Annotated in this window: 24 protein-coding genes; 12 read left to right on the top strand and 12 right to left on the bottom strand. The window is 72.3% G+C overall.

Features of this window, described 5'->3' with window-relative positions:
* Positions 1-51 precede the first annotated feature (51 nt).
* Both HOO61_RS02445 and HOO61_RS02440 read right to left on the bottom strand, forming a co-directional pair.
* On the bottom strand, positions 52-534 hold the full coding sequence (locus HOO61_RS02445; RefSeq protein WP_172256597.1) for a SigE family RNA polymerase sigma factor: 483 nt from the start codon (positions 532-534) through the stop codon (positions 52-54).
* Positions 531-1673: a hypothetical protein gene (locus HOO61_RS02440; RefSeq protein ID WP_172256595.1), complete on the bottom strand. Its 1143-nt coding sequence runs from the start codon at positions 1671-1673 to the stop codon at positions 531-533. Before HOO61_RS02440 ends, HOO61_RS02445 begins: the two co-directional genes overlap by 4 nt.
* 179 nt (positions 1674-1852) lie before the next feature.
* Here HOO61_RS02440 and fbaA point away from each other — a divergent pair, with 179 nt between their 5' ends.
* Positions 1853-2887: a class II fructose-bisphosphate aldolase gene (fbaA, locus tag HOO61_RS02435; protein ID WP_172256593.1), complete on the top strand. Its 1035-nt coding sequence runs from the start codon at positions 1853-1855 to the stop codon at positions 2885-2887.
* Positions 2888-3059: 172 nt separating this feature from the next.
* Here fbaA and mctP read toward each other — a convergent pair whose 3' ends face one another.
* The 4 genes from mctP to HOO61_RS02415 all read right to left on the bottom strand — a co-directional run bounded on the left by mctP (position 3060) and on the right by HOO61_RS02415 (position 6360).
* On the bottom strand, positions 3060-4778 hold the full coding sequence (mctP, locus tag HOO61_RS02430; RefSeq protein ID WP_253941955.1) for a monocarboxylate uptake permease MctP: 1719 nt from the start codon (positions 4776-4778) through the stop codon (positions 3060-3062).
* Complete coding sequence (locus HOO61_RS02425) at positions 4775-4990, bottom strand: DUF3311 domain-containing protein (RefSeq protein WP_172256591.1); 216 nt, start codon at positions 4988-4990, stop codon at positions 4775-4777. The genes mctP and HOO61_RS02425 overlap by 4 nt, the downstream gene beginning before the upstream one ends.
* Before the next feature lie 156 nt (positions 4991-5146).
* Positions 5147-5902, bottom strand: a complete 756-nt coding sequence (locus HOO61_RS02420; RefSeq protein ID WP_172256590.1) for a YoaK family protein — start codon at positions 5900-5902, stop codon at positions 5147-5149.
* 32 nt (positions 5903-5934) lie between these two features.
* Positions 5935-6360 carry a DUF3151 domain-containing protein gene (locus HOO61_RS02415; protein WP_172256589.1) on the bottom strand — a complete coding sequence of 142 codons (426 nt, stop codon included), beginning with the start codon at positions 6358-6360 and terminating at the stop codon, positions 5935-5937.
* 37 nt (positions 6361-6397) lie between these two features.
* Between HOO61_RS02415 and HOO61_RS02410 the strand changes: the two genes are divergently transcribed.
* Positions 6398-6862, top strand: coding sequence for a thioesterase family protein (locus tag HOO61_RS02410; protein ID WP_172256588.1), 465 nt, complete (start codon positions 6398-6400; stop codon positions 6860-6862).
* Between the two features lie 139 nt (positions 6863-7001).
* On the opposite strand, the gene HOO61_RS02405 is transcribed toward HOO61_RS02410, so the two are convergent.
* Positions 7002-7508: a hypothetical protein gene (locus HOO61_RS02405; protein WP_172256587.1), complete on the bottom strand. Its 507-nt coding sequence runs from the start codon at positions 7506-7508 to the stop codon at positions 7002-7004.
* Between the two features lie 102 nt (positions 7509-7610).
* Positions 7611-9335, bottom strand: a complete 1725-nt coding sequence (gene lysS / locus HOO61_RS02400; RefSeq protein WP_172256586.1) for a lysine--tRNA ligase — start codon at positions 9333-9335, stop codon at positions 7611-7613.
* Positions 9336-9556: 221 nt separating this feature from the next.
* Here lysS and HOO61_RS02395 point away from each other — a divergent pair, with 221 nt between their 5' ends.
* Positions 9557-10546 carry a DNA-binding response regulator gene (locus HOO61_RS02395; RefSeq protein WP_172256585.1) on the top strand — a complete coding sequence of 330 codons (990 nt, stop codon included), beginning with the start codon at positions 9557-9559 and terminating at the stop codon, positions 10544-10546.
* A 23-nt stretch (positions 10547-10569) separates the two neighbouring features.
* Here HOO61_RS02395 and HOO61_RS02390 read toward each other — a convergent pair whose 3' ends face one another.
* Positions 10570-11484 carry a YegS/Rv2252/BmrU family lipid kinase gene (locus tag HOO61_RS02390; protein WP_172256584.1) on the bottom strand — a complete coding sequence of 305 codons (915 nt, stop codon included), beginning with the start codon at positions 11482-11484 and terminating at the stop codon, positions 10570-10572.
* Positions 11485-11602: 118 nt separating this feature from the next.
* Here HOO61_RS02390 and HOO61_RS02385 point away from each other — a divergent pair, with 118 nt between their 5' ends.
* The 4 genes from HOO61_RS02385 to purB all read left to right on the top strand — a co-directional run bounded on the left by HOO61_RS02385 (position 11603) and on the right by purB (position 16244).
* Complete coding sequence (locus HOO61_RS02385; protein WP_172256582.1) at positions 11603-12886, top strand: adenylosuccinate synthase; 1284 nt, start codon at positions 11603-11605, stop codon at positions 12884-12886.
* A complete protein-coding gene (purD, locus tag HOO61_RS02380; protein WP_172256580.1) occupies positions 12883-14151 on the top strand; it encodes a phosphoribosylamine--glycine ligase in 1269 nt (422 codons plus the stop codon). The genes HOO61_RS02385 and purD overlap by 4 nt, the downstream gene beginning before the upstream one ends.
* Positions 14144-14692, top strand: a complete 549-nt coding sequence (locus HOO61_RS23935) for a DUF402 domain-containing protein (protein ID WP_172256578.1) — start codon at positions 14144-14146, stop codon at positions 14690-14692. Before purD ends, HOO61_RS23935 begins: the two co-directional genes overlap by 8 nt.
* A gap of 133 nt (positions 14693-14825) precedes the next feature.
* Complete coding sequence (gene purB / locus HOO61_RS02370; protein WP_172256576.1) at positions 14826-16244, top strand: adenylosuccinate lyase; 1419 nt, start codon at positions 14826-14828, stop codon at positions 16242-16244.
* Positions 16245-16339: 95 nt separating this feature from the next.
* On the opposite strand, the gene HOO61_RS02365 is transcribed toward purB, so the two are convergent.
* Positions 16340-17806 (bottom strand): MFS transporter, encoded by a 1467-nt coding sequence (locus HOO61_RS02365; RefSeq protein WP_172256574.1) that lies wholly within the window; start codon positions 17804-17806, stop codon positions 16340-16342.
* Between the two features lie 65 nt (positions 17807-17871).
* On the opposite strand from HOO61_RS02365, the gene HOO61_RS02360 reads away from it, so the two are divergent.
* Positions 17872-18141, top strand: coding sequence for an acylphosphatase (locus tag HOO61_RS02360; RefSeq protein ID WP_172256572.1), 270 nt, complete (start codon positions 17872-17874; stop codon positions 18139-18141).
* Complete coding sequence (locus tag HOO61_RS02355; protein WP_172256570.1) at positions 18138-19010, top strand: hypothetical protein; 873 nt, start codon at positions 18138-18140, stop codon at positions 19008-19010. The genes HOO61_RS02360 and HOO61_RS02355 overlap by 4 nt, the downstream gene beginning before the upstream one ends.
* A 16-nt stretch (positions 19011-19026) precedes the next feature.
* Here the strand turns inward: HOO61_RS02355 and HOO61_RS02350 are convergent, their stop codons facing one another.
* Both HOO61_RS02350 and HOO61_RS02345 read right to left on the bottom strand, forming a co-directional pair.
* Complete coding sequence (locus HOO61_RS02350; protein WP_172256568.1) at positions 19027-21867, bottom strand: helix-turn-helix transcriptional regulator; 2841 nt, start codon at positions 21865-21867, stop codon at positions 19027-19029.
* Positions 21868-21932: 65 nt separating this feature from the next.
* The gene (locus HOO61_RS02345; protein WP_172256566.1) at positions 21933-22133 is read right to left on the bottom strand and encodes a hypothetical protein; all 201 of its coding nucleotides are present in this window, start codon (positions 22131-22133) and stop codon (positions 21933-21935) included.
* Positions 22134-22377: 244 nt separating this feature from the next.
* On the opposite strand from HOO61_RS02345, the gene HOO61_RS02340 reads away from it, so the two are divergent.
* Genes HOO61_RS02340 through HOO61_RS02330 form a run of 3 tightly spaced genes read left to right on the top strand, consistent with a single transcriptional unit; the run spans position 22378 to position 24288 of the window.
* The gene (locus tag HOO61_RS02340) at positions 22378-22926 is read left to right on the top strand and encodes an antibiotic biosynthesis monooxygenase (protein ID WP_172256564.1); all 549 of its coding nucleotides are present in this window, start codon (positions 22378-22380) and stop codon (positions 22924-22926) included.
* 19 nt (positions 22927-22945) lie between these two features.
* On the top strand, positions 22946-23851 hold the full coding sequence (locus tag HOO61_RS02335; RefSeq protein WP_172256562.1) for a phosphoribosylaminoimidazolesuccinocarboxamide synthase: 906 nt from the start codon (positions 22946-22948) through the stop codon (positions 23849-23851).
* A complete protein-coding gene (locus HOO61_RS02330; protein WP_367650070.1) occupies positions 23740-24288 on the top strand; it encodes an SRPBCC family protein in 549 nt (182 codons plus the stop codon). Before HOO61_RS02335 ends, HOO61_RS02330 begins: the two co-directional genes overlap by 112 nt.
* The last annotated feature ends 31 nt before the right edge of the window (positions 24289-24319 follow it).

Below are 24319 nucleotides of genomic sequence, written 5' to 3'. Positions count from 1 at the left end.
GGGGGGAACGCCAGCCCCGGGAGGGTGCACCGACCCGCCCCCCTGCGCCCGTCACCGGTGGGGCGCGAGCACCGCCTCGAGCGCCGCGAGCCCCCGGCTGCTGTGGCTCTTGACGGTGCCTTCGTTGATGCCGAGCTCGGTCGCCGTCTCGCGCACCGACAACTCGAGCCAGTGGCGCAGCACGACGACCTTGCGCTGCTGCTCGGGTAGTCCCTGCAGCGCGTCGAAGAGCGCCGAGCGTTCCTCGACCGGCGTCGGCTCCGGCGCTCCCCGGTCGGGCAGGTCGTCGGTCGGTCGCTCGCGCCGCCACGGCCGGCGCGACTCGTCGATGTTGGCCCGCACCATGATCTGGCGGCAGTAGGCCTCCTCGCCGCCCTGCTGCCGGATGCGCGGCCAGGCGACGTAGAGCTTGGTCAGTGCCGTCTGCAGCAGGTCGTCGGCCTTGTGCCAGTCGCCGCACAGGGCGTACGCGATCCGGCGCAGGTGGGTCTGGCGCGCAGCGACGAACTCGCTGAAGTCGCCGTCGTGCCTCATCGGAGACCGCCCTCGTCGGCGCGGGCGGTGGCGAACGCCAGGAAGTCGTCGATCGTCTCGGCCCCGTCGGCCTTCGAGGCGGCGAAGGTGTTGACGACGTCCTGGTCGGGGTGCACGAGGGCGAGCACGAACCAGCGCTCGCCACGCCAGCTGACGAGGGCGACCGCCGATGTGGTGGCGGCGTCGGTGCCGTAGGCGGGCAGGTCCGGGTCGGCGCGCTGGTCGAGCACCTCCACGTCGGGCATTGAGGTCGAGAGGGTCCCGTCGACGTCGAGCTCGACGAGGCGCAGGCCGGTCCCGCCGGTCTGCAGCGCGACCTGCTCGGAGACCCACAGGTCGAAGGTGGGCCAGCCGGACTCCGCCGCCTTCTCCCAGCTCGCTCCGTACCCGTTCCTGTTGCGCATGAGGAGCATCCAGGTCACCTCGCCCTCGTGGCGCACGGCGAGGGCGATCGAGTCCTTCTTCGTCTCGACGGGGTCCTGGACCGCCCGCACCACCGTTGCGCCGGGACGGAGCTCGGGCTCGCCGCCGGACGACCAGTTGACCAGGTCGGCCCACATGTACTGCGGTTCGTCGACCGACGGGATGGTCATCCCGCCGCGGGCGACGTCGGCGCGGATGAACGCGTCGAAGCTGTCGAACAGCCCGTCCGCCGGCCGCGTGGACGACATGCCGCTGTTGCCGTAGCCCCACTCGACCACGAGCCAGTACCGCTCGCCTTCGTGACTGATGTCGAGGGCTGCCGACTCGCTCGGCTTGCCGGGGAAGACGTCGTCGCGGCGCTCGTGCACCACCGCGCCGTCCCGGATCTCGAGGCCGTCGGGCGTGACGCGGGCAGGAGGTTCGCCTGCGCGCCACGGCATGTCGCGGACCGGATCGGCCGACGACGTCGTGCGGGGGCTCTCGGTGGGCGACCGGGTGGCGACCGGGAGGTCGCTGGTGCGGGACGTGCCGCCGGGCGCAGTCGTCCAAGCAATCCCGGCGATGACCGCTGCGGCACCCAGTCCAGCGCCGACAGCGGCGAGCCGGCGACGGCGTACGGCGCGGTGCCCTGCGGCGACGTAGCGGGACACGTCCACGTCGTCGCCCGTGCCGAAGGAGCTGTCGAGCTCGTGCTGCCAGTCGATGTCGGTGCTCATGCTGCGTTCCCCCTGCGGGTGAGTGTTCCACCCGGGAAGACGGAGCGATCGCGTTCCCGGTTGTCACCCGTCTGCCACCCATCGGTCAGGGGGTGAGACGAGCGGTCGGCCCGGGTCGGACTCGCGGGTAGCCACTAGGGTGGAAGCGCCTGCCTGACCGCTTCAGAGGAGATCTCCAGATGCCCATCGCCACCCCCGAGGTGTACGCCCAGATGCTGGACGCCGCGAAGGAGAAGTCCTTCGCCTACCCGGCCATCAACGTCTCGTCCTCCCAGACCCTCAACGCCGCGCTCAAGGGCTTCGCCGATGCCGGCTCCGACGGCATCATCCAGGTCTCGACCGGCGGCGCGGAGTACCTCTCCGGCCCGTCGGTGAAGGACATGGTGACCGGTTCCGTCGCCTTCGCGGCCTACGCCGCCGAGGTCGCGAAGAACTACCCGGTCAACATCGCGCTCCACACCGACCACTGCCCCAAGGACAAGCTCGACGGCTTCGTCCGCCCGCTGCTCGACATCTCCGCCGAGCGCGTGGCCCGCGGCGAGGCGCCGCTGTTCCAGTCGCACATGTGGGACGGCTCGGCCGTGCCGCTGGAGGAGAACCTCCAGATCGCCGAGGAGCTGCTCGCCAAGTGCGCGGCAGCCAACATCATCCTCGAGATCGAGGTGGGGGTCGTCGGCGGCGAGGAGGACGGCGTCGCCAACGAGATCAACGACCAGCTCTACACGACGCCCGAGGACGCCATCGCCACGATCAAGGCGCTCGGCTCCGGAGACCGCGGTCGCTACATGACCGCCCTGACCTTCGGCAACGTGCATGGTGTCTACAAGCCCGGCAACGTCAAGCTGCGCCCGGAGATCCTGAAGACCGCGCAGGAGGCCGCCGCCTCCGAGCTCGGCCTCGGCTCCGACGCCCGCCCCTTCGACCTCGTCTTCCACGGCGGCTCGGGCTCGACCGCGCAGGAGATCAGCGACGCCGTCGACTTCGGCGTGGTGAAGATGAACGTCGACACCGACACCCAGTACGCCTTCACCCGCCCCGTCGCGGCCCACATGTTCGCCCACTACGACGGCGTGCTGAAGGTCGACGGCGAGGTCGGCAACAAGAAGCAGTACGACCCCCGCGCCTGGGGCAAGGCTGCCGAGGCCGGCATGGCCGAGCGCATCGTCGAGGCCTGCCAGAACCTCCGCTCCGCGGGGACCTCGCTCGGCCGCTGATCCCCGTGCGAGCGGTGATCCACCCACGTTCCTGAGCGCCGGAACGTGGGTGGACCACCGCCCACCGGCGCGCCACCGCACCGGCACGACACGAGCGGTGGCCCACCCACCTCCGACGTGCTCGGAATGTGGGTGGGCCACCGCTCGTTCGTCGTGCGGAGCCCGTACGCCGCTAGCGCACCGGGGCGTTGCCCGGGATGTCGTCCGGGTCGCCGTAGGGGTCCCCGTGGTGGGCGTGCTCCGAGAGGTCCTTCTGCACGCGCGGGTCGTCGGCGTCGGCGAAGTAGTCGAACGGGATCGTCTCGTCGTTGCCGTTGGACACGTTCGCCGCTCGCAGCGCCACGGTGAGCGCGGCGGCGATGACGACGTTGATGACGAACGCCGTCAGCGCGATGTAGCCGAGTTCCCCGATGCCGGGGATGTTGTCGAGCGAGCCGCCGAACGCCTTTCCGGTCACCGGGTTCTTGACGTTGTAGGCCCCGACGGTGCCGTAGACCATGCCGACCGCCCAGCCCACGAGCAGGCCGTAGCGGTGGAACCAGCGCGTGAACAGGCTGAACACGATCACCGGGAACGTCTGGAGCATCCAGATGCCGCCGAGGAGCTGGAAGTTGATCGCGTTCTGCTTGTCGAGCGTCAGCACGAAGATCAGCGCGAAGGCCTTCACCAGCAGCGACATCAGCTTGGAGACCTTCGCCTCCTGCGCCGGGGTGGCGTCCTTCTTGAGCCACTCCTTGTAGATGTTGCGGCTGAACGTGTTGGCCGCGGCGATCGACATGATCGCGGCCGGCACCAGCGCGCCGATCGCGATCGCGGCGAAGGCAACGCCGGCGAACCAGGCCGGGAACATGTCCTCGAACAGCTGCGGGATGACCAGCTGCGCGTTGGGCTCGCCGTCGAGGCCGATCGGCTGCGTGCCGGCGGCGATCGCGACCCAGCCCAGCAGGGCCAGCAGGCCGAGCACGAACGAGTACGCCGGCAGGATCGCGGCGTTGCGACGGATCGTGTTGCGGGAGTTCGACGACAGCGATGCGGTGATCGAGTGGGGGTACATGAACAGCGCCAGGGCGGAGCCGAGCGCCAGCGTGGCGTACGCCCAGCCCTGGCCTGCGCCGGGGATGAACGAGCCGGTGGGGGCGCCGGTCGCCTCGTTGGTGGTCGCCATCTTCTCCTCGGCGGCGCCGAAGATCGCGTCCCAGCCGCCGACCTGGCCGGGCAGGTAGACGATCGCGACGATGATCACGAGGTAGATGAGGATGTCCTTGACGAACGCGATGACGGCGGGCGCCCGGAGGCCGCTCGAGTAGGTGTAGGCCGCGAGCAGCGCGAACGCGATGAAGAGCGGTGCGTCCTTCGCGATGATGTTGTCGCCGCCGCCGAGCCCGGCGACCTCGAGCACCGCCTGGATGCCCACGAGCTGCAGCGCGATGTAGGGCATCGTCGCCACGAAGCCGGTCACCGCCACGGCCAGCGACAGCGTCCGGTCGTCGTACCTGCCCCGGACGAAGTCGGCGGTCGTGACGTAGCCGTGGCGGTGGCTGACCGACCACAGCCGCGCCATGAAGATGAAGATGATCGGGTAGAGCACGATCGTGTAGGGCACCGCGAAGAAGCCGGCGACCGCGCCGGTCGCGAACATCGCCGCAGGCACCGCGACGAACGTGTACGCCGTGTAGAGGTCGCCGCCCAGCAGGAACCAGGTGATCCAGGTGCCGAACTTCCGTCCGCCGAGGCCCCACTCCTCGAGCGACTCCAGCGAGTCGGCGCGCTTGAAGCGGGACGCCATGAAGCCGGCGATCGTGACCAGGGCGAACAGGGCGATGAGCACCGTCAGTGCGACGCCGTTGATCCCGCCCGTGTCGGACGCCATGAGCGTGACGTGCGGCGTCATCGGTCCTCACCCACCTTGTGCGTGGTGAGGCCACGGGCCGAGAGGGTGAGCTTGTAGGCCGCCCAGGTCAGCGCGGAGCAGATGAAGACCCAGAGGAACTGGTACCAGAAGAAGAAGGGGAAGCCCCACAGCTCGGGGGCGTCCTTGGCATAGGACGGCACCCACATGAGCGCGATGATGGGGATCATGAGCAGGACGGCCGCGAGCGCCATCTTGCCCTTGTCGGTCGGGGGGACGCCCGGGTCTTCAGGGCGCGACTGAGGTGGTGTGTTCCCGGAATTCACCCGCGAGACCTTACTCGCGCCGTGAGGACCGTCACCCCTCCGCCGCGGTGTCGCGACCAGCGGTCGTTCTGACGCGACGAGCGGTCAGGCGGACGCGCGCCGGTGACGGCGTACGTCGGCTGCCAGCGGCGCCGCGGCCGCGGCCAGCAGCACCGCCGCCAGCGGGACCAGGGTGGTGAAGCCGAACTCCCGGTAGCCGATCGCTCCGAGCACCCCTCCGCCGAGGAACAGGCCGACCAGGACCGCGAGCATGCCGAGCTTCCGCGGATCGGGGACGACCGGTGGCAGTCCCGGGGTCCGCGAGACGTAGGTCATCTTGCCGAGCTCGATGCCGATGTCGGTGACCATTCCCGTGACGTGGGTGGTGCGGATCTGCGCACCCGAGATCTTGGTGATGATGGCGTTCTGCATCCCCATGGTGAAGCACAGCACGGCGACGAACAGCAGGTTGCGGTGGTGCCAGGAGACCCCCTCGGCCAGCAGGCCGAAGAGCAGGATCAGGAGCGCTTCGAGCACGAGCACGTTGGCGTAGCGCCCACGCAGGTCACGCCGCCGGCCCCAGTTGAAGAGCACCGCGCACGCCGCGGCACCCGCCACGAAGGTGACGATCGCCAGCAGCCCGGTCAGGACGATCGCGCCACCGCCGAGGACCAGGTGATCGGCGACGGTGGCGGTCAGCCCGGTCATGTGGGAGGTGTAGACCGCGACCGCCACGAAGCCGACGGCGTTGAGCACCCCTGCGTTGAGGGCGAGCAGGGCAGCGAGCTGGAGGTTGTGGTGCGGGGACCGCACGGGGCCCGCGACCGTCAGGAGGTAGTTCCGCAGCCGTCGCGCCGTCACCGCGCCGGTGTCCCAGCCCTGCGAGGTCCGGTTCAGGCGAGCAGCTCGTCCGCGGCCGCCGGGCTGGAGTCGCGCAGGAAGGTCGAGCAGCGCTCCCACTCGTCGGTCTCGCCGATCGCCCGGGCGGCGAGGGCGAGGAGGGCGAGCGAGCGCAGGAAGCCGCGGTTGGGCTCGTGCTCCCACGGCACGGGGCCGTGGCCCTTCCAGCCGTTGCGCCGCAGCCGGTCGAGGGAGCGGTGGTAGCCGACGCGCGCGTAGGCGTAGACGGTCACGTCGTCCGCGCCCGCCTCCTGCGCCTGCCGCGCCAGCGCCGCCCAGGCTGCGGGGGAGTCCGGGTGACGGCGTACGACGGCAGCCGGGGCGTCGCCCCCGCCGAGCTCGGCGTCAGCGGGGTCGGCGGGCAGGTGGGTGGGCGGGGGACCGGCCATCAGGTCGCCGCCGAAGGAACCGGAGGTCATGGACCAACCCTAGGTGGGCGTCCGACACACTTCGCCCATGGGCCAGACCTTCACGACCGAGATCCAGGCGCGCTACCGCGACATCAATCTCGCCGGGCACGTGGACAACGTCGAGGCGGTCCGGGTGCTCGACGAGGCGCGCTACGAGTTCCTGCGGTTCGCGCGCCTGCCCGGACTTCCCGACGGTGCGAGCGGGTTGCTCCATGGCACTGCTGCGGGCGTGTCCGAGCTCGTCGCCTCGCAGACGATCGAGTACCACGCCGAGATGCGCTTCGTGCCCTACCAGCCCTTCCTGGCCTCCCTGTGGGTCTCCCGGATCGGTGGCTCGTCCTTCACCGTGGCTGCCGAGCTGCGGGTCGAGGTGGGCGGTGGCCCGGCTGCGGTCTGGGAGTGCGTCAACGTGCTCTGGGACCACCACGCCCAGTCGGCCTGGACCATCAGCGACGCCGTGCGCGCCGACCTCGAGCACTACCTCGGCGACCCCGTCGGCTTCCGCCGCTGACCCAGACGTCGTACGCCGTCGGGCGGGCGCGGCGCGACCAACGTAGGCAGTTCGCGCCGCCCGGCCCGCGACGCCCGCTCGGGGCCGTGGTCACGGGGTCGAGCTGCCTACGTTGGTCAGGCGCCGAGCGCCCGGGGGCTCAGCTGACGGTGGCGCAGACGAGGTCGAGTGAGAGTGTGCCGGCGGCGACCTCGTAGTTGTAGGTGGACGCGGTCGCCCCGGTGCCGGCGTCGTTGATGTCCACACCGGTGCCGTCGAACGAGCCGCTCAGGTCGGCCGCAGCGCCGAGCACGCGCTTGCCGGCGGGGCAGCTGGCGCTCAGCTTCGCTCCGGAATCGGCAGGAACGACGGCGGTCGCCGTGACGAGCTGGTAGCCGGAGACTCCGGCAGGGCCGGCCGGGCCCGTCAGGTCGTCCACGGTCGAGTCGTCGAAGTCCTTGGTCCTCAAGGTGCCGTTCTTGATGTCCTTGGACTTCAGGTTGTCGTTCTTGATGTCCTTCGTGGTGACGGTGCCGTTCTTGATGTCGTTGCCGGTGATGACGAGAGCGGCTGTTGCGCCGCTGGTGGCCGCGGCCACGACGAGGACGCCGGCGATGGCGATGGTCGGGAGGCCGCGACGGACCGAGCCGAGTGCGTTGGTGAGCATGGTCTTCCTCCAGGGGGTTCGGGGAGACCTTCCATGCCACCACCGCCTGGTGCGACCGGGCTCAAGGTAAAGAGTTTTCCCCGAACTTCGGTAAAGACGTGCTCAGGCGCCGAGCAGCTGCCGAACCTTGGCAGGGCCGAGCGCCAGCACCAGCGTCGGCAGGCGCGGACCGCGGTCGGCGTCGACCAGGAGGTTGTAGAGCAGCCGGAAGAAGTCCTTCTGGTCCGCCTTGACCTGGTCGGTGGGGGCGTCGTCGAAGCCGAGGCCGCGGGCGACCTTGGGCGTCCCGTAGACGACGGCCGTCACCGAGTCCAGGTCGGGCTCGGAGGGGAGCCGGTCGAGGAAGATCCGCAGCCACAGCTCCTCGTCCTCGGTGAGCGCGGCCAGCCGATCGGCGTCCGGCGTCTCGCGCACCGTGGTGCGCTCGTCGGCGGGCACGTGCTCGGCCGTCCACTGCATCGCCTTGGACAGCCGCGGCTCGAGGTCGGCGACGGAGTCGTGCGGGAAGCCCGCGGACTCCACGATCCGGGAGATCAGCTCGGCGGAGCCGGCGGTGACGTCGGCGACCGACGAGAGCGTCCGGAAGGGGACGGGCACCGGCGAGGCGGGCAGTGGGCCGGCGGCGGTCTCGGCGGCCCGGTGCCAGGCCAGCGTCGCCACGTCGGCCTTGGCGGGGTCCGCGGCCTTGCGGCCCAGCGCGTCCCACTCGTCGTAGAGCCGCACCACGGACGCCCCGAAGTCGATGTCGAAGGCCTGCGTCGGCGCCCGCCGGACGTAGAGCCAGCGCAGCATCGGGGACTCGAGGATCCGCAGTGCGTCGGTCGCGGTGGGGACGCCGCCGGCCGACGACGACATCTTCTGCACGCCGGCGAACCCGACGAACGCGTAGATCACCCGGGCCGGGGCGCGCCAGTCGAAGATCGACGACACGAGCTCGGTACCGACGGTGTAGGAGGAGCCCGGCGTCATGTGGTCGCGACCGGCCGGCTCGAAGTTGACCTTCTCGTAGGCCCACCGCATGGGCCAGTCGACCTTCCAGACCAGCTTGCCGTCGGTGTCGGTGGACAGGTCGGTCGTGCCCTCGAAGCCGCACGAGGAGCAGGTGTAGGACAGCGTCGTCGTGGCGTCGTCGTACGCCGTGGTGGTGACGGTGTCGCGGCCGCACTGTCGGCAGTAGGGACGGTAGGGGAAGCGGGCGATCGCGTCGGCGGACGAGGCCGCGGTCGGGTCGCCCTCCTCGTCGTCCTCGTTGGCGACCGAGTCGGCCAGGTCGGCGGCCTCCTGCGCAGAGGCGTCGTCGGCGGGGGCGACCTTCTTCGTGCGGTGCTGCGCGAGCACCGCCTCGATCTCGTCGCGCCGCGACACCGCGAGCAGCACCTGCTCGCGGTAGGCACCCGCGGTGTACATCTCCGTCTGGGAGATCTCCTCCATCTCGACGCCGAGCTCGCGCAGCGACTCCTGCAGCGGCGCCTTGAAGTGCTCGGCCCAGCTGGCGTGGCACTCCCAGGGGTCGGGCACGGAGCTCAGCGGGCGGCCGATGTGGTCGGCCCACTCGGCGGGCACGCCGGCCGGCACCTTGCGGAACCGGTCGAAGTCGTCCCACGAGTGGAGGTGGCGCACCGGGACGCCGCGTCGCCGCAGCTCCTCGGCCACGAAGTGCGGGGTGATGAACTCGCGCAGGTTGCCCAGGTGGATCGGACCGCTGGGCGAGGCGCCCGACGCGACCGTGACGAGGTTGCCCTCGCCCGCGTGGCGTACGGCGTCGTCCGCCGCCCGCGTCACCCAGTCGACCGGATCGCCCTGGCGCTGCCGTCCACCTCGTGCCATGCGCGCAAGGCTATCGAGGCGCCGCGACGGCACCGACGACGGGCGCCGACAGTCTCCGGACAACGCCGTGTGGCGCCGGAGCCGACCCCCGTGGCGGCTCCGACGCCTGCTCCGAGGAGCGGGACCAGCCGCACACCCCCGCGGCGACCGGCGAGGACAGTATCGACTGGCCGCTCCGTGCCACGCGGATCCTGAGTGCCGGTGGCACTAAACTGCCACCCATGCCCGGCGACCCGTCCTCCGTCCTCGCGGCCCTCGGCCTCGACCGCCGGACCGAGCAGCTCTACTTCCGCCTGGCCCCCGTCTCGGGGCACACGGTCACCGGCGTGGCCCGGCTGGTGCAGCAGGCTCCCGACAGGCTCCTGCGCGACCTCGCCCCGCTCCTCGAGCGCGGGCTCGTCGTGCTGGCCGAGGACCGGATCGTCGTACCGTCCCTGGCCGAGGCCGTCTCCGACCTGGTGCTGCAGGAGGCGCGCACGGCCGCGGCGTCGGCCACCAAGCTGGCCGAGCTCTCCAGTGCGGTGCCCCACCTGGTCGCCGCGGCGACCCGCCCCGACGCGACCCACGTCACCGAGGTCCACCCGCTCGACGGCGAGCTGAGCTCGGGGGGCAACCCGCTGGAGCTGCTCCAGCTGATGATCCGCACCAGCCGCGGCGACATGCTGTGGCTGCGCCCCGACGCCTGGGCGATGCCGCGCGAGTCCAAGGTGAGCGAGGTGCTCGCCGAGGCGATGGCGACCGGCCGCCGGTCCCGGGCCATCTACCCGGCGCGAGCCCTGACCGAGGCGCCGGACGCCCTCCGGGTGCGTGCCGGGCTGGGCGAGCAGGTGCGGATCATCTCGGAGGTGCGCACCCGCATGTTCATCCTCGGCGACTCCCACGCGGTGCTGCCCGAGCCCATCGGCTTCGCCGACGAGCCCCGGGTGCACGTGCGGCAGCGCTCGATCGTCGCCGCGCTGACGATGTGGTTCGAGTCGTTGTGGGACCGCGCCGCGCCGATGCCCGAGCTCGAGGCGGGGCGGATGAGCCCCGACGGGCGGCAGTTCCTGCTGGAGCAGCTGATGGCCGGAGCCACCGACGAGGTCATCGCGCGCAAGCTGGGCATCGGCCTGCGCACCGTGCGGCGACGCATCGCCGCTCTGATGACCGAGCTGGGCGTCGACACCCGCTTCCAGGCCGGCGTCGAGGCGGTCCGGCGCGGCTGGCTCTGACCCGAGGTCGGACTCGCGCAGGGTCAGCGCGGCAGGATCATCGAGTACGCCGCCCGCTCGAGGCGCCAGCTGCGGCTGCGCTCGGGGCCGGAGATCTCCCCGTCGGCGGACAGCCAGAACTCGTCGCCGCTCACCTTGACCGACGTGCCGCGCAGGGTGACGACGTCGTCACGCTGGTCGTGCTCGCCCTTGCGCAGCCGCGCGACGTAGCCGACCTTCGCGCTCGGCTTCACGGCGCGGCTGATCATCACGTCGAGCAGCCCGTCCTCGGTGTCGGCGTCGGGGTTGAGCTCGGTGCCGCCGCCGACGTTGCCGCCGTTGCCGATCGCCACCATCAGGACCGGGCGGTCGACGTCGTTGACGACCGTGCCGTCGAGCTCCACGCGCAGCCGCCAGCTGGGCGGGTGGAACGCCGAGAGCAGCGCACCGATGGGGTAACCCAGCTTGCCCAGGTTGACCTTGCCGACCCCGATCGCGCCGAGCCGGGTCTTCCACTTGTGGCCCTTGCGGCTGGCCTGCGCGCCCACGCCGACGTGCACGTTGTTGACGACCACGTTGCCGGTCTCGTCGACGATGAGGTCGACCTGCCGGGGCTCACCGGTGAGCACGAGCCTGGCCGCGTCCTCGATCTCCAGCGGGATGTCGTTGCCGCGCGCGAAGTCGTTGCCGGTGCCCATCGGGAGCAGTGCGAGCGTCGTCTGGTCGAGCTCGCGGCGCTTGTGCAGCGCGGTCACGACGGCGTGCAGGCTGCCGTCGCCGCCGGCCACCACGACCGTACGACCGCCGGCGCGGTGCAGCACGCCGTCGAGCTCGCCGGGGTTGGACGTCTTGGCGACCTCGACCGAGGCCTTCTCCCGGAGGACCACGAGCGCCTCGGCCAGGCGCTCCTCGTCGGAGGTGCCGGCGTCGGCGTTGGTGATGACCAGCAGGGAGCGCACGTCCGGACCCTAGCCGACGGCTGTGCGGTAGCGTGACGCCGCAAGAGCCCCGGTGCCTTGTGCCGGGGCTGAGTCATTTCCACCCGCTTTGACAGCCAATGACAGAGGGAGGGCTGAGATGCCCGCGATCGTCGTGCTCGGAGCCCAGTGGGGCGACGAGGGCAAGGGCAAGGCCACCGACCTGCTGGCCACCACGGACCGCATCGACTTCGTGGTCCGCACCAGCGGGGGCCACAACGCCGGCCACACCATCGTGATCGACGGCGAGAAGTACGCCACCCACCTGCTGCCCAGCGGCATCCTCACGCCCGGCGCCACGTCGGTCATCGCCAACGGCGTCGTGGTCTCGCCGGAGGCGCTGTTCCGCGAGCTCGACGGCCTCATCGCCCGCGGGGTCGAGGTCGCCGACCTCAAGGTGAGCGCCAACGCCCACGTCATCGCGAGCTACCACGCGACGATCGACAAGGTCACCGAGCGCTTCCTCGGCAAGAACCAGATCGGCACCACCGGCCGTGGCATCGGCCCGGCCTACGCGGACAAGATCAACCGTGTCGGCGTGCGCATCGCCGACCTCTTCGACGAGAAGATCCTGCGCGAGAAGATCGACGCCGCGCTCGACGTGCGCAACCACCTGCTGACCAAGGTCTACAACCGGCGCGCCATCGAGGTCGACGCGGTCGTCGAGGAGCTGCTGTCCTACGCCGAGCGGCTCCGGCCGATGGTGTGCGACACCTCGCTGCTGCTCAACCAGGCGCTCGACGCCGGCCAGACGGTCCTCTTCGAGGGCGCCCAGGCCACGATGCTCGACGTCGACCACGGCACGTACCCGTTCGTCACGTCCTCCAACCCGGTCGCCGGCGGCGTGTGCGTCGGCGCCGGCGTCGGTCCCACCCGCATCGACCGGGTGATCGGCGTGATCAAGGCCTACACGACCCGGGTCGGGTCGGGCCCGTTCCCGACCGAGCTCTTCGACGAGGACGGCATCCAGCTGCAGACCCTCGGCGGCGAGATCGGTGTCTCCACCGGTCGCACGCGCCGCTGCGGCTGGTACGACGCCGTCGTCGCGCGTTACGCCAGCCGGGTCAACGGCCTCACCGAGCTGTTCCTCACCAAGCTCGACATCCTCGGAGCGTGGGAGCGGATCCCGGTCTGCGTGGCCTACGAGATCGACGGTCAGCGGGTCGAGGAGATGCCGATGACGCAGACCGAGTTCCACCACGCGAAGCCGGTCTACGAGTTCTTCGACGGGTGGGGGAGCGACATCTCCGGCTGCCGCTCCTTCGACGACCTGCCGAAGAACGCGCAGGTCTACGTCCAGGCGCTCGAGGAGATGTCGGGCGCGAAGATCTGGGGCGTCGGCGTCGGCCCGGGCCGCGAGCAGACCGTGGTCGTGCACGGGTGATCACCCTCGTCGTCGGCACCGGCGGGCGTGAGCACGCGCTCGCCCTGGCGCTGGCCGCCGACCCGGCGGTGGCCGAGGTGCACGCCGCCCCGGGCAACCCCGGCATCGCCGAGGTCGCCACCCTGCACGCCGTGGACCCGATGGACGGCCCTGCCGTCGCAGCCCTCGCCGCGTCGGTCCACGCCGACCTGGTGGTCGTCGGCCCCGAGGCGCCGCTGGTCGCCGGGGTCGCCGACGCCGTGCGCGACGCGGGGATCGCGGTGTTCGGCCCCTCGCGTGACGCCGCGAGGCTCGAGGGGTCCAAGGCCTTCTCCAAGGAGGTCATGGCCGCCGCCGACGTGCCGACGGCCGGGTCCCGCACCTGCGCCACGCCGGACGAGGTCGCTGCGGCGCTCGACGCGTTCGGGGCGCCGTACGTCGTCAAGGACGACGCGCTCGCGGCCGGCAAGGGCGTCGTCGTGACCAGCGACCGCGACGAGGCGCTGGCCCACGCGGCCGGGTGCGATCGGGTGGTGGTCGAGGAGTTCCTCGACGGCCCGGAGTTCTCCCTCTTCGTCGTCTGCGACGGCACCGTCGGGCGGCCGCTGCTGCCGGCCCAGGACTTCAAGCGCATCTTCGACGGCGGCCGCGGCCCCAACACGGGCGGCATGGGGTCCTACGCCCCGCTGACCTGGCTCCCCGACGGCATCGTCGACGCCGTGATGGCCGACGTCGTCGCCCCGACCCTGGCCGAGATGCAGCAGCGCGGTGCGCCGTTCGTCGGCTGCCTCTACGTCGGGCTCGCGTTGACCGCGGCCGGCCCGAAGGTCATCGAGTTCAACTGCCGCTTCGGCGACCCCGATGTGCAGCCGGTGCTCGCCCTGCTGACCTCCCCGCTCGGCACCCTGCTCCGCGCCGCCGCCGACGGCGACCTCGCGGCCGTGCCGGCCCCGACCTTCGCCGAGGGCGCCTCGGTCTCGGTCGTGATGGCCAGCGCGGGCTACCCCGAGGGCTCCAGCACCGGCGACGTCATCGTCGGCACCGAGACGCTCGCCGTCGAGGACGACGTCGACGTCATCCACGCCGGCACCGCCCGGACAGAGGCGGGGCTGGTGACCGCGGGCGGTCGGGTGCTCGCCGTCCGGGCGACCGGGTCCGACGTCGCCGACGCCCGCGCCAAGGCGTACGAGGGAATCTCCTCCATCAGCTTCCCCGGCGCCCAGTGGCGTCGCGACATCGCCGCTGAGCCCCTGGGGGTCGTCGAGGGCGCCGCGTCCCGTGGCTGAGCCCTTTGCCGTCGGGTCCCACGTGCGGGTGCGCGAGGTGCTGCACGGCGCCGAGTGGGCGGCGTGGGACGAGCGCGTGGTCGGCGACGACGGCGTCGTGCTCGCCACGGTGAAGGCCGACGGCACCCCGATGGTCTTCCCGGAGCACCCCGTCCCGCACCCGTGGGGACACCTCGACGCCTGGACCGGGACGACCGTGCTCAAGCTGCGGCGCAGCGAAGACTGGTACACGGTGTGGAAGTTCTTCGGCCCCGACGGCGCCTTCATGTCCTGGTACCTCAACTTCGAGACACCTGTCGTGCGCACCGCCGACGGCGTCGACGTCAACGACCTCCAGCTCGACATCGTCATCGCCCCGGACGGAGCGTGGCGGTGGAAGGACGTCGAGCACCTGGCCCCGACCCTGGCCTCCGGCCGGATCACCGCGGACGAGCTGCTCGCGACGCTCACCGCCGCTGCCGACGTCGCCGACCTCCTCGAGCGCGACGAGCGCTGGTGGTCACCGTGGGACGGCTGGGCCCCGGAGCGCCACCCGGGGTAGTCCAGCGAGATCTGGCTGCCGGCACGCGGTAGTCCAGTGAGATCTGGCTGCCGTCACCCCCGTTTTGCGGCCACTTCTCACTGGACTACCCGCAGGGGGTGGCGGACGCCGGCGGGTGGGAGGATGGGTGCCCGTGAGCGTCCCCAACGTCCTGGCCACCCGCTACGCCGGCGCCGATCTCGCGGAGATCTGGTCGCCCGAGCACAAGATCGTCCTCGAGCGGCAGCTCTGGATCGCGGTCCTCAAGGCCCAGCGCGACCTCGGCATCGACGTCCCTGACGGCGTCGTCGAGGCCTACGAGGCGGTCGTGGACACGGTCGACCTCGACTCGATCGCCGCCCGCGAGCGGGTCACCCGCCACGACGTGAAGGCCCGCATCGAGGAGTTCTCGGCGCTGGCCGGGCACGAGCACATCCACAAGGGCATGACCTCGCGCGACCTCACCGAGAACGTCGAGCAGCTGCAGGTACGCCGCTCGCTCGAGGTCGTGCGCGACCGCGCCGTCGCCGCCCTGGTCCGCCTCGGCCGGCTCGCCGCCGAGCACGAGGCGACCGTGATGGCCGGCCGATCGCACAATGTCGCCGCCCAGGCCACCACGCTCGGCAAGCGCTTCGCGACGATCGCCGACGAGATGCTGATCGCCGTCCAGCGGATCGAGGAGCTGCTCGCCCGCTACCCGCTCCGTGGCATCAAGGGGCCGATGGGCACCGCGCAGGACATGCTCGACCTCCTCGACGGCGATGCCTCGCGTCTGGAGCAGCTCGAGGACCGGGTCGCCGGCCACCTCGGCTTCGAGCAGGTGATGACGAGCGTCGGCCAGGTCTACCCGCGCTCCCTCGACTTCGATGTCGTCGCGGCCCTGGTCCAGCTCGTCAGCGGTCCGTCCAACCTGGCCACGACGGTGCGGCTGATGGCCGGCCACGAGCTGGTGACCGAGGGCTTCAAGGAGGGCCAGGTCGGCTCGTCCGCGATGCCGCACAAGATGAACACCCGCTCCTGCGAGCGCGTCAACGGCCTTGCCGTGATCCTCCGCGGCCACCTGTCGATGGTCAGCGAGCTCGCCGGTGACCAGTGGAACGAGGGAGACGTCTCCTGCTCGGTCGTGCGCCGGGTCGCGCTGCCCGACGCGTTCTTCGCCACCGACGGCCTCTTCCAGACCTTCCTCACCGTGCTCGACGAGTTCGGTGCCTTCCCGGCGGTCATCCAGCGCGAGCTCGACCGCTACCTGCCGTTCCTCACCACGACCAAGGTGCTGATGGCCGCGGTACGCAACGGCGTCGGTCGCGAGGCCGCCCACGAGGCGATCAAGGAGGCCGCGGTCGGCACCGCCCTCGCGATGCGCGCCGGGCAGGCCGACAACGACGTCTTCGCCAAGCTCGCCGCCGACGAGCGGCTCGGCCTGACCCGCGAGCAGATCGACGCGCTCGTCGCCGACCCCATCGAGTTCACCGGCGCCGCCGTGGCTCAGACCCGCGCGGTCGTCGCCCGGGTCGAGGCGCTCGCGGCCGCCCACCCCGCCGCGGCGGCGTACTCGCCGGGCGCGATCCTCTGACGGGCTCGCTGAACTTGTCAGGCCTTGCACGGGCCGACATGTCCGGGAATCCCCGGCCAGCCGGGGATTCCTGAAGTTGTCAGTCTCTCCCTCGCTCAGTCGCCGCGCCGCCAGGAGCGCACGGCGGCGGCAAAGGCCAGCGAGAGCACGGCGAGGGCCGCCAGCAGCGCGGCGCGGGCCGCGACCGGGGCTGACGAGACGGTCCCGACGGCCTGGTAGACGGTCATCAGCAGCGCGGCGCCGAGGGCCGAGCCGATCCGTTGCCCGGTCTGCAGCGCCCCGCCGGCCGCGCCGCCCATCCGCGGCGGGACCTCGGCGAGGGTGAGGGTGAAGTTCGGGGAGATGACCCCACCGCCGCCGACGCCGGCGAGGAACATGGCCGGCGCGAGCGTCCACCACAGCGAGTCGGTCGGGGACGTGACCAGCCAGGACGCGAGCGCGGTGCCGGTCATCATCACCCCGAGCGCGACCAGGGTGACCCGTCGCCCGAGCCGGCCGACCAGCCGGCCGGCGAGCGGTGAGGTGGTGGCGGCGCCGACCGCGAACGGCGTCATCAGCAGCGCTGCCTGCAACGGCGAGAACCCCTCACCCTCCTGCAGGTGCACCGACAGCACGAGGAAGATCCCGGTGAAGCCGGTGAAGTAGAGGGTGCCGACCAGCAGGCCGTTGGCGTAGCCGGGCAGACCGCGCAGCAGCGACACGTCGAGCAGCGGCGGCCGCTCCAGCCGTACGGTCCGCTTCTCCCACCGCACGAACGCCCACGCCAGCGGCGGGAACGCGACCAGCACCAGCAGCGGCAGGCCGGCACCGCCCTCGAGACTGATCAGCGGGTACAGCACGGCCAGGACGGCGAGGCCGAGGAGCACCGCGCCGACGACGTCGATGCGGGGGTCCTTCGGAGCTGACTCGGGGCCGGCGCCGACGTGGTTGTCGGGCACGAGTCGACGGATCAGCGCCAGCGCGACGAGGCCGATCGGCACGTTGATGAGGAAGAGGGAGCGCCAGCCGTTCTCCTCGCCGAGCAGGCCGATCAGCAGGCCACCGATCAGCGGTCCGGTCGCGGACGCGACGGCCACGGTGAAGCCGAACATCCCGAAGGCGCGCCCGCGCTCCTCGCCCCGGAAGAGCTGCTGGATCAGCCCGGAGTTCTGCGGGGTGAGCAGGCCGGCGCTGGCGCCCTGGACGAGGCGGGCCAGCACGATCGCGGCCGCGTTGGGCGCGAGCCCGACGGCCGCACTGGACACGACGAAGCCGACGAGGCCGATCGTCATCATCCGGCGCCGACCGTGCGCGTCGCCGAGGCGGCCGCCGGCGACCAGGGTCATGCCGAAGGCGAGCGCGTAGCCCGACACCACCCACTGGATGGTCGCGGCGGAGGTGTCGAGCCCGGCGCGGATGGACGGCACGGCGACGTTGACGATCGTGACGTCGAGCAGCGACATGAAGCCGACGACGAGGGAGACCGCGAGCACGCGCCAGCGCCGCGGGTCGGGCTCGTACGCCGCCTCGCCTCCGCGCTCGTCCCGGGCCCGCTCGTCCTGGGCCTGCTCGTGCTGGGTCATCAGCGTCAGCCTCTCACCCGGTCCCAGCGCCGGGGACCGCCCGCCGGGAGGGGCAGGATGGGGGCATGAAGGCGGTCCAGGCCCGGGTGACCGGGCAGGTGCAGGGCGTGGCGTTCCGCTGGCACACCCAGGAGCGGGCGCAGCAGCTCGGGGTCGTCGGCTGGGTGCGCAACGAGGTCGACGGCAGCGTGCTCGTCCACGCCGAGGGCGAGGACGACGCGGTCGACGCGCTCGTGGAGTGGTGCCGGCACGGGCCGCCGTCGGCGCGGGTGCGCGACGTCGCCGTGCGGGAGGCCGCGGTCAGTGGCGCGTCGTCCTTCCGGGTCACCGGGTGACGCCGACCGCACCGCCGACCTACGACGACGTCGAGGTCGTGGTGCCGGCCCCGGGGGCGGGACCGGGCAACTGGGCGGGGGCGGCGAGCGCCGTCCTGGTCGACGGTGTCTTCTGGCTGACATGGCGGGTCCGCCGCCCGCTCACCCACGGACGCGGCGTCACGGTTGTCGTCGCCCGCTCCGACGACGGCGTCATCTTCGAGCCGGTCGCCGAGGTCGCGCGCGAGGCCTTCGGTGCCGAGTCCTTCGAGCGCCCGGTGCTCGTGCCGCTGCGCGAGGGCGGGTGGCGGCTCTACCTCTCGTGCGCGACGCCCCGCTCCAAGCACTGGTGGGTCGACAGCCTCACCGCCGACATGGTCGAGGGCCTGCCCGACGGCGTACGACGACGCGTGCACGGCGGCGACCGCGGCACGGGCGTCAAGGACCCGGTGATCACCGTGGGGTCGGACGGCTACGAGATGTGGCTGTGCTGCCACCCCCTCGACGAGCCCGGCCACGAGGACCGGATGACCACCCGCCGGCTCACCAGTCCCGACGGGCTGGCGTGGCAGGACCACGGCGAGGTGCTCGCCGGCCGCGAGGGCCAGTGGGACGCGCGCGGTGCCCGGGTCAGCGCAGTGCTGCCCGACGGCACGGTGCTGTACGACGGCCGCCCCGACGCGGAGTCGAACTGGTTCGAGACCACCGGGGTGGCCACCTGGGACGGCACGGCCCTCACCCGCCTCGACCAGCCGCCCATCTCGTCCCCGCACTCCGACGGCGCGTTCCGCTACGCCAGCGCGGTGCCGCTGCCCGACGGCCGGGTGCGCTACTACGTCGAGGCCGCCCGCCCCGACGGGGCGCACGACCTCGTCACCTGCGTGCGCTGAGCTCGCCGTACGGGGCTCAGCCGAGCAGGCCCTGTCGCCGCGCCGTCGCAGCCGCCTCGGTGCGGTTGGCCGCCCCCAGCTTGGCCAGGATGTGCGAGACATGGACGCTCGCCGTCTTGGGCGACATGAAGAGCCTTCCCCCGATCTGCCCGTTGGTCAGGCCGTCCGCCACCAGCCGGAGCACCTCCACCTCACGCTCGGTGAGCACCCCGTCCGTACGTCGTTCTCGCGAGGAGAGCGCGTACCTCTCCGCGAGCGCGTCGGCGCGCGCCAGCATCGGGTGGGCCTCCAGCCGCTCCGCGATCTCGCGACCCGCTGCCAGCTGGCGACGGGCGGCCTCGCGGTCACCGCGGATCGCCTCCTGCTCCGCCAGCGACAGGTGCGTGACCGCCACGTCCGGGACGTGCCCGATCCGCTCCCATCCCTCGAGCGCCGTGCGCAGCGACGGTCGCGCGTCGCGACCGTGGAAGCGGTCCAGCTGGGCGGCCACGTCGAGCGGCCACACCTCGCCGAGCCGGCCGTAGCGACGGCACCTTTGGGCCGTGTCGGCGATCTGCTCCATGTGGGCCGATGTCTCGTCGCGGTCGGCACGTCCCGGGGCGGCGATCGCCGCGTCGGCCTCCGCCCGCGCGGCGTCGACCACCACCAGGCACAGGTAGTCGTCGGCGACGAGAATGGCGGGGTCGGCCCACATCTCGCGGAGGACCGCCCGGGCCGCGGTCAGGCCCCCCGCCGCGACGTGCGCCGCGGCGGCTAGGTGCCGCACCTGGAGCGGTGGGGCGCCCCCGGGGATCTCCTGCCCGATGAGCGCCTGCCAGCGCCCGGCATCGGCCGTCCCGAGCTGGCGGACGTCGAGGAGCGCCAGGCGTGCGTTGCTGGTGCGGACGTCGTCCTCCCACCACGGCGCCGACTCCTCGAGGAGCTGGCGGGCCCGGGCCCAGTCGCCGGTGCAGGTCAGGCTGAACGCCTGGTTCTCGACCAGGTGCTCCCAGAGGCCGACGGACAGCTCGGGGTGGCGGAGCCGTGCGAGCGCCGCCTCGCCGATCTCCTGCGCCCTGCGGTGCTCGCCGCACACGCTGCGGCACCACACGACGTTGCCGTCGGCGAACAGGACGTGGTGGCCGGGGAGGTCGCGGAGCTCGGCCAGCTGGGCCTCGAGGTAGTCGGCCGCGGCGCCGGGGTCACCCTTGAACTCTCGCGAGTGCGAGCGCAGCACGACGTGCTCCAGCCGCGCGCGTGGCGAGGCGAGCCCGGCGGCGATGTCCGCAGCCGCGTCCATGCCGGTGACCGATCGCTCGTCGCTCGCAGGCAGCCGGGTCGCGAAGCTGAGCGCGAGCATCGAGAAGAGGTCGCGCGGGCCGGCGAAGAGGTCGAACCTGTCGAACAGGTCCTGCGTCATCTCGCGGAAGCGGCGATCCAGGACGCCCTTGGCCTCGCCGGTGATCGCACGGACGGCGGAGAGCACAGCACGCTCGGACTCGTCCAGCAGCTGATCAGGCACCGCGTCGAGGACCGCGATGAAGCTCGCCAGCCCGGTCGACTGGGCAGCGAGCACGGCCTGGGCCACGGCGTCGCGCAGCCGCAGGCCGGTGACGGCCTCGGCGTCCGGGATCGAGGCCCACGCCGACAGCACCCGCGTCCACAGCACCGTCTCCAGCTGCGGGTCGGCGATCCGCTCGGCCGAGGGCAGGGCGGCCACCGCGGCCGCGACCGCCCGGCGTACGTCGCGAGCCTGGTGCCAGTGCTCGGCGACCGCCAGTGCGGCCGGGTCCGCAGGCAGCGTGCCGGGATTGTCCTCGAGCACCTCGGCCCAGCGCCGGTGCCACGACCTCCGCGCCCCCGGCCCGGTCTCCCGGGACGTCGCCTCGCGCAGCAGGGCGTGCCGGAAGCGCACCTCGTCGTGGTCGTGGTCGGTGGTCAGGATGCCGGCCCGCTGCGCCTCCACCAGAGCGGCGTCGAGCTCGTCGGGCGTCGCGTCGAGGACCTGCTCGACCAGGCTGATCCGGAGGTGCCCGTCGCCGACGGCAGCAGCCTCCACGAGCCTCCTGGCCTCCGGCGACAGGGTGCCGAGCCGGCCGGAGGCCACCGCCTCGACGGTGCTGAGCTCGGGTCGCCCGGCAGCGGCCACCAGCTCCTCCACCACGAACGGGATGCCGTCGCTGAGGCGCTCGACGCGGCTGAGGACGTCCGCCGACGGGCGAGACCCGAGCAGGTCGCGGAGCTGCTGCTGGACCGCGTCCGCGCCCAGACGTGGGAGCGGCAGCACCTCGCAACCCGGCGTGCGGGCCAACCCGGCGACGTACGACGTGACGGCGCCCTCCGCCTCGGGAGTGCGTTCGGGGTCGTCGGTTCGGACCGTCCCCACGATGAGCAGGCCCACCGGGATCGTCCGCGCCGCGAGCCCGACCAGGTCGCGCGTGGCCGAGTCCGCCCAGTGCAGGTCCTCGACCACCCACACGACGAGCTGGTGCGACGCGAGCCGCTCGAGCAGGTCGAGGACGGTCGAGAGCAGCTGGACGCGCTCGACCTGGTGATCGTGGGCACGCCCCGGCAGCAGCGGGGCGAGCGCGTCCCGGTCGGCGGGCAGCAGGACGTCTGCGCCGGCCACGCGGGTCAGGTCGCGCAAGGTGTCGGCGACCACGCCGAACGGGATCTCGCCGGTGGACATGTCGACCGCGTGCCCGGTGATGACCAGCGCGTCGTCGAGGTGCTCCACGGCCTCGGCGACGAGCCGGCTCTTGCCGATCCCTGCCTCGCCGGTGACGAGCAGGCAACGGGTCTCGCCCGCGCGGGCGCTCATGAGGGCCCCGGCCATCCGGTCGAGCTCGGCCCCGCGGCCGACGAGCCTCCCGCCCATCTGCAGATGGTCGCAGGCGACGAGGCCGTTGACCACGGGTGGACGATCGACACGAGCGACCGACATCAGTGGGCGGGGCGCGGTGTCGGGAGCCAGCGGCTCCATCCGCTGCGTCGCCGGGACGGCGCCTCGGTGACGACCGGCTCGGCGGGCTGACGCGTACGTCGGGCCTGGCGCGCGGCGCGGGCCTCGGCGACGTCGCGCGCCACGTCGGCGCGGTGGGTGGCGGCGATCCGTGCGGTGATGTCGATGGCGGTGTTGTTCATGGCGGGCTCCTGGGTCCTGCGCTGGTGGACGCTCCTCACGCTGCGGCTAAGACCCCCGCGTCCGCATCGGGCAGACGCCTTATCCGCACCCGGAGGTGCCTCAGGCCCGTGGCGACGTGGGCGGGATCTCGTCGCCGCCGGCTTCACTCCGCGCCCGCCCGCGCTCGACACTGGAGCCCATGAACACCCCACGGCGTTCTTCTCCTCCGCTGCGCTCCCCCGAACAACGCCGCGGGGACCCCGCATGAGCGCCCCTGTCACCGTCTCCGTCACCCGCCACGTCGACCCCTCGCACTCCACCCAGATGCTGGCGTGGATGCAGGCGGGCACGTCGATGGCGGAGAAGTTCGACGGGTTCCTCGGCTCGGGCTGGGTCCGGCCGAGCGCCGACTCGACGGACTGGCACATGCTCTACCGTTTCGCCGACGCCGAGTCGCTCGCCGCGTGGGAGGCCTCCCCGCAGCGGGCCTGGTGGCTCGAGGCGGCCGCGGGCGACGTGGAGGAGTCGCGTCGCGAACGGCGTACGGGCATCGAGGGATGGTTCGACGAGCCGGCCACGGTGGAGGCCCTGAGCGCGGCCCCCGTGCCACCGCCGCGGTGGAAGCAGATGGTCGTGATCTTCATGGTGTTCCTGCCGCTGAGCCTGGTCGCGAACTTCGTCGCCTCGCGGACCATCGGCGGCTGGCCGCTCGTGCCGCGCGTGGTGCTGGTGACGTCGGTGATGACGCCGCTGATGACCTACGTCTTCCTGCCCTGGATGACGCGCCGGATGAGCTGGTGGCTGCACCGCTGAGCCCGGATAGGCTCGGCGCGTGGCAGCCGAGCTGAACATCCCCGCAGCCCCTCCGATCGAGGGCACCACCCACCTCCACTCCGGCAAGGTCCGCGACCTCTACCGCATCGACGCGGGCGAGCACGAGGGTCGGCTGCTGATGGTCGCGAGCGACCGCATCTCCGCCTACGACTTCGTCCTCGACACCACGATCCCCGACAAGGGCGAGATCCTCACCCGGATGTCGCTGTGGTGGTTCGCGCAGCTCGAGGGGCTCGTCGGCAACCACGTCGTGTCCACCGACGTGCCGGCGTCCGTCGCCGGGCGCGCGGTGGTGTGCGAGCGTCTCGAGATGTTTCCCGTCGAGTGCGTGGCCCGCGGCTACCTCACCGGCTCCGGCCTCCTCGACTACGCCCGCACGGGCGAGGTCTGCGGCATCCCGCTGCCGGCCGGGCTGCAGGACGGCAGCCGCCTGCCCGAGCCGATCTTCACGCCCGCCACCAAGGCCGAGCTCGGCGACCACGACGAGAACGTCGACTACGAGGCCGTCGTCGAGGCCGTCGGCGACGACGCCGCCGCCGAGCTGCGGATGCTGACCATGGAGGTCTACGACAAGGCGCACGCCCTCGCCCGCGAGCGCGGCATCATCCTGGCCGACACCAAGCTGGAGTTCGGCCGGCGTCCTGCCTCCGAGGGGGGCACGACGATCCTCGCCGACGAGGTCCTCACCCCCGACAGCTCCCGCTTCTGGCCCGCCGACGAGTGGCAGCCGGGCCGCGCCCAGTCGTCGTACGACAAGCAGATCGTGCGCGACTGGCTCACCGGCGAGTCCGGCTGGGACCGCACCTCCGGCGAAGCCCCGCCGCCGCTGCCCGACGCCGTCGTCGAGCGCACCCGGGCGCGCTACGTCGAGGCCTACGAGCTGCTGACCGGGGAGACGATCTGACGACCCGGCGCTTCACCGCGACCGTCGAGCTGCCGCACTCGGCGGAGCAGGCGTTCACCTACCTCGTCGACCCCCGCCGGCGCCCCGAGTGGCAGTCGAGCCTGCTGTCCACCGACGTGCCCGAGGACGAGGAGCCCCACCTCGGTCAGACCTGGACCGAGCTGACCGTGGTCGGCGTACGACCCAGCCTGGAGGTCGTCGAGTTCGTGCCGTTCCGGTCGTGGGCCGAGCGCGGCACCTGGCGCGGGGTGGAGGCGTCGTTGCGACTCCGGTTCACCGGCACCCGCGACGGTTGCCGCGTCGTCGCCGAGGGCGAGGTGTCCGGAGCGGGGATGTACGCCGTCGCCGCCCGGAGCTCGGGGCTGCTCGCGGGGCGCGCGATCGCTGCCGACCTGAAGACGGCCGGGCACCGGATCGCCCAGCGCGCCGACGGGTGACGGTGCTCACCACCCCTGAGTAGGTTGGCGC

It is taken from the genome of Nocardioides sp. zg-1230 (assembly GCF_013155335.1).
Taxonomy (GTDB): Bacteria; Actinomycetota; Actinomycetes; order Propionibacteriales; family Nocardioidaceae; genus Nocardioides.
This window is presented reverse-complemented; position numbering and strand designations above follow the sequence as displayed.